Here is an 8,081-nt window from a genome sequence, read left to right as displayed (position 1 = left end):
CGGTTACATTCCGAACCCGGAAGCTAAGCCTCGTAGCGCCGATGGTACTGCAGGGGGGACCCTGTGGGAGAGTAGGACGCCGCCGAACAATTTTTTGCTGGGAGAGCCCCGCACCTTATGGTGCGGGGCTTTTCCGCGTTCCGGGGCCATACCGCGCCGGAGGATTCCGGAGCCCGCGTCCCGGACCTGACTGAGGTATTCGGGGCCCGCTGAGTCCGGCTCCCCGCGAGCACGAAGAAGCGGCCCCCACGCGTTATCAGAGCCGGCCGGCCGCCTTGAGCGCCAGATACGTGTCCGCGAGAGCCGGGGGCAGCTCGTCCGGCACGGCGTCGACCACCGTCACGCCCCGACGCGTCAACTGCTCGGCGACTCTGGCCCGTTCGGCCAGATGCTGTTCCGCGGCGGCCGCCCGGTACACCGCGTCCACATCGCCACGGGCCGAAGCCATCCCCCGTACCTCGGGGTCCGCCACCGAGGCCAGTACCAGGCGATGCCGCTTGGTGAGCTGAGCCAGGACGGGGAGGAGACCCTCCTCGACCGGGGCGGCCTCCAAGGTGCTGACGAGGACGACCAGCGCGTCGCGCGACGCACTGCGCAGAGCGGCCCCGGCCAGCCCCCTCGTGTCCGTCTCCACCAGCTCGGGCTCCAGCGGAGCCAGCGCCGACACCAGCGCGGGCAGCAGATCATGAGCCGACCTGCCCTTCACCAGGGCGCGCACCCGGCGGTCGTACGCCAGGAGATCCACCCGGTCACCCGCCCGGGAGGCCAGCGCGGCCAGCAGCAGGGCGGCGTCCATCGCCGCGTCCAGACGAGGAGCGTCACCCACCCGCCCCGCCGACGTACGGCCCGTGTCGAGGACGATGAGGATGCGCCGGTCACGCTCCGGGCGCCACGTACGCAGCGCCGTCGACCCGCGGCGTGCCGAAGCGCGCCAGTCGATGGAGCGGGTGTCGTCACCGGGCACGTAGTCGCGGAGGCTGTCGAACTCCGTACCCGCGCCGCGCGTCAACGTACTCGTACGACCGTCCAGTTCCCGCAACCGGGCCAGCCGGGACGGCAGATGGCGACGGCTCGCGAACGCCGGCAGGACCCGTACCTGCCACGGAACGGCGTGACCGCCCTGACGCGCCGCCAGGCCCAGCGGCCCGAACGAGCGGACGGTGACGCGCACCGCGTCGCGGTCCCCGCGTCGCGAGGGCCGCAAGGACGTCGTGAGCCGCCTGCGTTCCCCGCCCGGCACCCGCACTCGGTGACGCGCCGCTTCGTACGAGGTGCCCGGCGCCCAGGCGCTCGGCGGCCAGGCGTCCCGAACTCGGGCGCGCAGTAGGCGTTTTGACGGGTTGGTGAGCGTCAGGCCCACCTCGGCAGGCTCGCCAAGTCGAACTGACGTATCACCAGAACGGGTGAAAGAGAGGGATTTGACTGGCGCGGCCAGGGCGTAGTCGCACACCATTGCGAGTGCGAGGGGAGTGTTGACCGCGAGCAGTCCCGTCCAGCTGGGTTCGAGGATGCCTACGGGAAGAGAGCCGATCGCCGCGAGGAGGGCGGCCCGTCCGGTGATAGCCATGAGTCCTCGGATCAGCGTGGTACGGCGACGTGGTGGAGCAGTGTCGAGATGACGGAGTCGGCTGTCACGCCTTCCATCTCCGCCTCCGGGCGCAGGGCGACGCGGTGGCGGAGAGTCGGCAGGGCCAGGGCTTTGACATCGTCGGGGATGACGTAGTCGCGGCCGGTGAGCCAGGCCCAGGCGCGGGCCGCGGACAGCAGTGCGGTGGCGCCGCGTGGAGAGACGCCCAGGGTCAGGGACGGCGATTCACGGGTGGCGCGGCACAGGTCCACGACGTACCCCGCTATCTCGGGGGAGACCGAGGTCTTGGCCACGGCCTCGCGGGCGGCCTCCAGATCGGCTGCCGTGGCGACCGGTCGCAGGCCGGCGGCCGCGAGGTCACGGGGGTTGAAGCCGTCCGCGTGGCGCAGCAGTACGCCGATCTCGTCCTCGCGGGAGGGGAGCGGCACGTTCAGTTTGAGCAGGAAGCGGTCCAGTTGGGCCTCGGGGAGAGGGTAGGTCCCCTCGTACTCCACGGGGTTCTGGGTCGCTACGACCAGGAAGGGATCGGGCAGGGCGCGGGAGACGCCGTCCACCGTGACCTGCCTCTCCTCCATGGCCTCCAGAAGGGAGGACTGGGTCTTGGGCGGGGTGCGGTTGATCTCGTCCGCGAGCAGGAGGTGGGTGAAGACAGGACCGGGCTGGAAGGAGAACCGGGAGGAACGGGCGTCGTAGACGAGCGATCCGGTGATGTCGCCGGGCATCAGATCGGGGGTGAACTGCACGCGCTTGGTGCCGAGTTCGAGTGAGGCGGCCAGGGCTCGCACCAGGAGGGTCTTGGCGACGCCGGGGACACCTTCGAGCAGCACATGGCCCCGGCACAGGAGGGCGACGACGAGACCCGTCACGGTCGCGTCCTGGCCCACCACCGCCTTGGCGATCTCCGTGCGCAGGGATTCGAGTGCCGCGCGGGCCTGGTCCGCGTCGCCGGGGACGGAGGCGGTCGGGGCGGTCATGAGGTGCGTACCTCTCTTTCGAGGGCGTCGAGCCGGTCGGCGAGGGTGACAAGTGCGAGGTCGGTCGTGGGTGGCGGGCCGAAAAGGAGGGCGGCGAGGGTGTCGGGGGCGCTCGTGCGGAGCCTGGCCTCGACGGGCGGCAGCAGTGTCTCCGGCAGGTGCGCCTCGGCGGCGGGGAGGCCGAGTGCGGCGGCGAGCCGGGCGCGGGCCGCCGCGCGGAGAGTTTGCGCGGCGCGGTCCCTGGCGTCCGCCTTGCGGTAGAGACGGGCGCGGCCCTCGACGGTCTCGGAGGCGCGTACCGCCACCGGGAGGCTCTCCTCGACGAGCGGGCCGAGCCGGCGGGAGCGCCACAGGGCGGTCAGGAGGGCCGCGACACCGAGTTGGAGTGTGCCCCAGCGCCAGCCGGACGGGATGAGGTCGAAGAAGCTCTGGTTGCCCTCGGCGCCGGAGGAGTCGGTGCCGGGGTCGTCGGCGGAAGGGAGGTACCAGACCAGATGAGGGCGGGAGCCGAGGAGTTGGAGAGCGAGCGAGGCGTTGCCGCGCTCGTCGAGACGGTCGTTGGCCAGGATGCCGGCGGCGCCGAGGACCACCGTGTCGCCCTGGACGGCCTTCCGGTCGTGCGGCCTGCCGGGCGCCGCCGGTACGTCCTGGCGTGGCGGTACGGCGGTGTTCGGCAGGCGCAGGACCGTGGGGGTGCCCTCGCTCAGGTAGCAGAGGTCGGCCCCGGCGCGGGTGGTGGAGTAGCGCAGTCCGCCGGTCGACAGCGGGCCGGCGCGGCGGGCCTGCGGCAGGTCGCAGGAAGGGGTGAGGCCGGTGGAGCCGCTGGTCCCCACGAAGGTGACGTCGGGCAGGAGATCCCGCGTCGAGACGGTGGGGGCGACGAGGACCGTGCGGGCGTCCGAGGCCGTGAAGGTGCGCCGGAGAGCGGTTCTGCCCTCGGCGCTGAGCGCGTCGGGGCGGGCGACGAGGAGGGTGCTGTCGGGGCGGAGGGCCGCGCGGGCCTCGGCGAGGGTGGTCACGACGCGGGTCGTGACGTTCCGGTCCTTGAGCAGTTCGGCGACGGCCCTGCTGCCCTGCGGGTCCGCGGAGCGTGGATCGAGCCGGCCGTGCTGGGCGCCCGAGCGGGCCAGGGCTATCGCGAGCGCCGCGACCAGCAGGATCGCGAAGCCGATGAGCAGGCCCCGGTTGCGGGTCCATATCTGCCGGGGCGACCTGTTCAGCGGCGTGGAGCCCGAGGGCGTGGACGACGGCGCGACGGTGTCGCCCGTGGTCCTCATGCCGCCCGTGGTGCCCGTGGTGCCCTTGGCCCCCGTGGTTCCTGTGATCCCCGTGGTCATCGGACGGCGCCCCCGTCCGTCGTGAGGGCCGGGCGGCTGTGCCCGAGGTCGGTGTCCAGGGCGGTCAGCCGCTCGTACAGCGAGGCGTCGGCGCTGTGGCCGCCGTACGCGACCGCGTCGAAGTCCCGGGCGGCGGAGCGCAGTTGCCCGCCGTACGCGGGGAGGCAGCGGCCGGCTTCGGCGGCGGCCTCGTCGGCGGTGCGTCCGGGGCGCGGGTCGAGCAGGGCGCGCTCCTCCAGCGCGCGGAAGACGGCGCGCATGCGTTCCTGTACGGCCGCGTTCCAGTGGCCGCGGGCGGCGTGGGCCTCCGCCGTCGCCCGGTGCTCGGCCGCGCTGCGCGGGCGGGTGTCGAAGAGCGGGGCCGCGGGGGTGGTGCGGGAGCGGCGCGGGGAGCCGAGCCGCCACCACAGGGCCAGCAGGGCGAGAGCGACGACGAGGACGACGGCCACGAGCCCCAGGGTGCCCCCCGGGGTCGCCCCGGCGGCACGGTCGAGGAGGTCGCCGGCCCAGCCCCAGAAGCGGTTGAGGGCGCGCTGGAACAGGTTGGGATCGTGCTCGTGGTACATCGGCCTGCTCAGCTCGCGCTCCGCGGCCCGGCGGGCGTCCTCGGCCGGAACGGTCAGCGGTGGCGTGTCCGTGTCGCGCGCGAGGCCGCCGAAGGCCGCCCAGGACGCCGCTCCCCCCGTGGCTGTCACCCCGTCAGCTCCCGGGGGCGGTGTCGGAGCGGCCGGTGGCCTGCCGGGCCGCGGCCGAGGCGAGTTCGATGTCCAGGGCCTCGCGGCGGATGCGCTGGTCGACGTAGAGGAGGACCGTCACCCCCGCGGTGATCGGGAAGGTGAAGGTCGTGGCGATCACGGTCCCGACGGCCGAGACGATCAGGTAGGCCCAGCCGAAGTCGCCGCCCTCGATGAGGAAGTTGCCGGCCTGGTCACCGCCGGTCATCGCGGCGATCAGGCCGAAGGGGATGCCGACGATGCCCTGGATCATGACCGCGAGGACCATGGTGAGCAGCTGGATGCCGAAGACCCGCCACCAGGAGCCCCTGACGAGCTTCGCCGAGCGGCGCAGCGAGGCGATCACGCCCTGCTTCTCCAGCATCAGCGCGGGGGAGGCCAGGACGAACCGGACGTAGAGCCAGACGGCGAGGACGAGTCCGGCGAGGCCGCCCAGGACCGCCAGGGCGAGACCGCCGTCGGTCGGGCCGACGGCGCTCACCACGATGCCGGGGACGGTGCAGACGAACACGGTCGCGACGACGATCACCGGGACGAGGAGGGTCACGCCGAGCAGGCGCCACAGTTGCGGGCGGGCGTCGCGCCACGCCTCGCCCGTCGTCGCAGGCCGGTCGATGACGGCCCGGCTGATGATCATGGTGAGCATGGCCGTCGCGACGATCGTCCCGAGCAGGGCGATGAGCTGGACGACGGCGCTGCCCGCCAGGGTGGCACCGAGGGCGTCGCTGATCTCACTGAAGCTGGCCGAGGGGTCGTCCAGGGCTTCGGGGTCGAGGGAGTCCAGGAAGAGGCCCTGGACCAGGACCGACAGGACCTGGGTGACGGCGGCGACGGTCAGGGAGATGCCGAGGACGGGGCGCCAGTAGGCGCGCATCGTGGAGACCGCGCCGTCGAGTATCTCGCCGACGCCGAGCGGGCGCAGCGGGATGACGCCCGGCTTGGCCGCGGGAGGCGGCCCTCCCCAGCCCGCGGGCCCACCGGCCCAGCCGCCGCCGGGAGCGCCCCAGTTGCCGCCGGGGCCGCCCTGACCGGGGCCGGCGGGCGGACCGGGCGCAGGAGCCGGCGGCGGGGTGTGTGGGGCGCCCCAGTTCTGCGGCCCCGGCGGAGGGGGCGGGCCCTGCTGGGGCGGCACCTGCGGCTGCCGGGGCCGCTGTCCGGGAACACCGGCGGGCGACTGCGGGTCCGGGCCGGGGACGCCGGGAGCCGCCCAGGAGGCGGGGGGCGGCTGCTGCTTCGACCACTGGTCACCGGCCGGACGGCCGTCCGCCGGGCCGCTCGCGCCGCGGTCGTCCTGGCCCTGGGCGCCCTCGGCCTGGGCCTGGGGAGCGTCCCCGGCCCGCACGCCTCGGCTCCGGGCCTCCTGGTCCTGCGCGTCCCGGACATGGTCGTCCTGGCCCTGTGCGCTCCGGTCCGGACCGTTCGAGGGGCCCGGTCCGGGCGAGGCCCAGCCCGGAGTGTCGTTCATCGTCGCTCCTTCACGGTGCCCGGCCGCGGTCGCGGCGGCAGCTTGGCTGCCATCGTGTCATGGGGGCGCGCCCGGCGAACCGGGTGCCGCTGGGGCTGCGCGTCTTCAATTGTCCGGCTCCCAGGGGGCAGACTGAGCGGATGGCCGATCCGCACGCGCGAGCTGCGCAGACCACCCCGCCCCCCGACATATCCGCGATCCGCTGGGAGGAGCCGCCCGAAGGGCCCGTCGTGGTCCTCCTCGACCAGACCCGGCTGCCGGCCGAGGAGGCCGAGCTGGTGTGCACGGACGCGCCCGCGCTGGTCCAGGCGATCCGCACCCTCGCGGTACGCGGGGCGCCCCTGCTCGGCATCGCCGGAGCCTACGGGGTGGCGCTCTCGGCCGCCCGGGGCTTCGACGTGGACGAGGCCGCCGACGCCCTCGCGGGAGCGCGGCCCACCGCCGTGAACCTCGCCCGGGGCGCGCGCCGGGCCCAGCGTGCCTTCGGTGCGGCGCTCGCGGCGGGCGAGGACCGCGCCGGTGCGGCCGCCGCGGCGCTCGTGGAGGCCCGCGCCCTGCACCGGGAGGACGCGGCGGCGTCCGCGGCGATGGCCGGGTACGGTCTGGCCCTGCTCGACGAACTGCTGCCGGGCGGCGGCCACCGGCTGCTCACGCACTGCAACACCGGCGCGCTCGTGTCCGGCGGGGAGGGCACGGCCTTCGCGGTCGCGCTCGCCGCTCACCGGCAGGGGCGGCTGCGGCGGCTGTGGGTCGACGAGACGCGGCCGCTGCTCCAGGGGGCGCGGCTGACCGCGTACGAGGCGGCGCGGCGCGGAATGGCGTACACCTTGTTGACGGACAGCGCGGCGGGTTCACTGTTCGCGGCGGGAGAGGTGGACGCCGTGCTGATCGGCGCCGACCGGATCGCCGCGGACGGGTCGGTGGCGAACAAGGTGGGGAGTTATCCGCTCGCGGTGCTCGCCCGCTATCACCACGTGCCGTTCGTCGTGGTCGCTCCGGTCTCCACGGTGGATCTCGGGACGCCGGACGGCGGGGCGATCGAGGTCGAGCAGCGCGGTGGCCACGAGGTCACCGAGATCGCCGCCCCGCACGCGCGGGTCCCGGGGGTCGAAGCGGGTTCGGGGGTGCCGCTGGCGCCCCTGGGGACGCAGGCGTACAACCCCGCGTTCGACGTGACGCCGCCGGAACTGGTGACCGCGATCGTCACGGAGGAAGGGGTGGTCTCCCCGGTCACGGGGCCCGCCCTGCGAGAGCTGTGTGCCAGGTCACGTCAGGTAACGATGAGCTAATGGGATGATGTCAGGCATGAAGGGACGAGTCCTTGTCGTCGACGACGACACCGCACTGGCCGAGATGCTCGGCATTGTGCTGCGTGGTGAAGGTTTCGAGCCGTCGTTCGTGGCGGACGGGGACAAGGCGTTGGCTGCCTTCCGCGACACCAAGCCCGATCTGGTGCTGCTGGACCTGATGCTGCCCGGGAGGGACGGCATCGAGGTGTGCCGGCTCATCCGTGCGGAGTCGGGCATCCCCATTGTGATGCTCACGGCCAAGAGCGACACGGTGGACGTGGTGGTGGGCCTGGAGTCCGGGGCCGACGACTACATCGTGAAGCCGTTCAAACCGAAGGAGCTGGTGGCGCGTATCCGGGCGCGGCTGCGCAGGTCGGAGGAGCCGGCCCCCGAGCAGCTGACGATCGGCGATCTGGTGATCGACGTGGCCGGTCACTCCGTGAAGCGGGAGGGGCAGTCGATCGCGCTGACCCCGCTGGAGTTCGACCTGCTGGTCGCGCTCGCCCGCAAGCCCTGGCAGGTGTTCACCCGTGAGGTGCTGCTGGAGCAGGTGTGGGGATACCGGCACGCGGCCGACACGCGGCTGGTCAACGTGCACGTCCAGCGCTTGCGCTCGAAGGTCGAGCGGGACCCGGAGCGGCCCGAGATCGTGGTGACCGTGCGCGGTGTCGGCTACAAGGCCGGACCGAGCTGA

At 73.7% G+C, this 8,081-nt stretch carries 7 protein-coding genes and 1 rRNA gene; 3 read left to right on the top strand and 5 right to left on the bottom strand.

The features are described from left to right. Positions 1 to 88: ribosomal RNA gene (gene rrf, locus ACFYMP_RS29855) — 5S ribosomal RNA — on the top strand; the annotation flags it as partial. 168 nt (positions 89 to 256) lie between these two features. On the opposite strand, the gene ACFYMP_RS29850 is transcribed toward rrf, so the two are convergent. The 5 genes from ACFYMP_RS29850 to ACFYMP_RS29830 are packed head-to-tail and all read right to left on the bottom strand — an operon-like array spanning position 257 to position 6,098. Further along, positions 257 to 1,567 (bottom strand): DUF58 domain-containing protein, encoded by a 1,311-nt coding sequence (locus ACFYMP_RS29850; protein WP_388863369.1) that lies wholly within the window; start codon positions 1,565 to 1,567, stop codon positions 257 to 259. Between the two features lie 11 nt (positions 1,568 to 1,578). Next, entirely contained in the window at positions 1,579 to 2,562 is a 984-nt protein-coding gene (locus ACFYMP_RS29845) for an AAA family ATPase (protein WP_388863367.1), read from the bottom strand. Beyond that, complete coding sequence (locus tag ACFYMP_RS29840) at positions 2,559 to 3,839, bottom strand: DUF4350 domain-containing protein (protein ID WP_388863375.1); 1,281 nt, start codon at positions 3,837 to 3,839, stop codon at positions 2,559 to 2,561. The genes ACFYMP_RS29845 and ACFYMP_RS29840 overlap by 4 nt, the downstream gene beginning before the upstream one ends. Before the next feature lie 56 nt (positions 3,840 to 3,895). Next, entirely contained in the window at positions 3,896 to 4,594 is a 699-nt protein-coding gene (locus ACFYMP_RS29835; protein ID WP_388863365.1) for a DUF4129 domain-containing protein, read from the bottom strand. A gap of 4 nt (positions 4,595 to 4,598) precedes the next feature. Next, positions 4,599 to 6,098, bottom strand: a complete 1,500-nt coding sequence (locus tag ACFYMP_RS29830; protein ID WP_388863363.1) for a glycerophosphoryl diester phosphodiesterase membrane domain-containing protein — start codon at positions 6,096 to 6,098, stop codon at positions 4,599 to 4,601. Between the two features lie 140 nt (positions 6,099 to 6,238). Here ACFYMP_RS29830 and mtnA point away from each other — a divergent pair, with 140 nt between their 5' ends. Together mtnA and mtrA are read left to right on the top strand one after the other, a co-directional pair. Next, positions 6,239 to 7,387 carry an S-methyl-5-thioribose-1-phosphate isomerase gene (gene mtnA / locus ACFYMP_RS29825; protein ID WP_388863361.1) on the top strand — a complete coding sequence of 383 codons (1,149 nt, stop codon included), beginning with the start codon at positions 6,239 to 6,241 and terminating at the stop codon, positions 7,385 to 7,387. Between the two features lie 4 nt (positions 7,388 to 7,391). Beyond that, positions 7,392 to 8,081, top strand: coding sequence for a two-component system response regulator MtrA (mtrA, locus tag ACFYMP_RS29820; protein ID WP_363148841.1), 690 nt, complete (start codon positions 7,392 to 7,394; stop codon positions 8,079 to 8,081).

Origin of the sequence: Streptomyces sp. NPDC007088, assembly GCF_042869355.1 — a bacterium.
Classification (GTDB): Bacteria; Actinomycetota; Actinomycetes; order Streptomycetales; family Streptomycetaceae; genus Streptomyces.
Note: the sequence above shows the minus strand (reverse complement) of the source record. Positions and strands in the feature narration are given on the sequence as shown.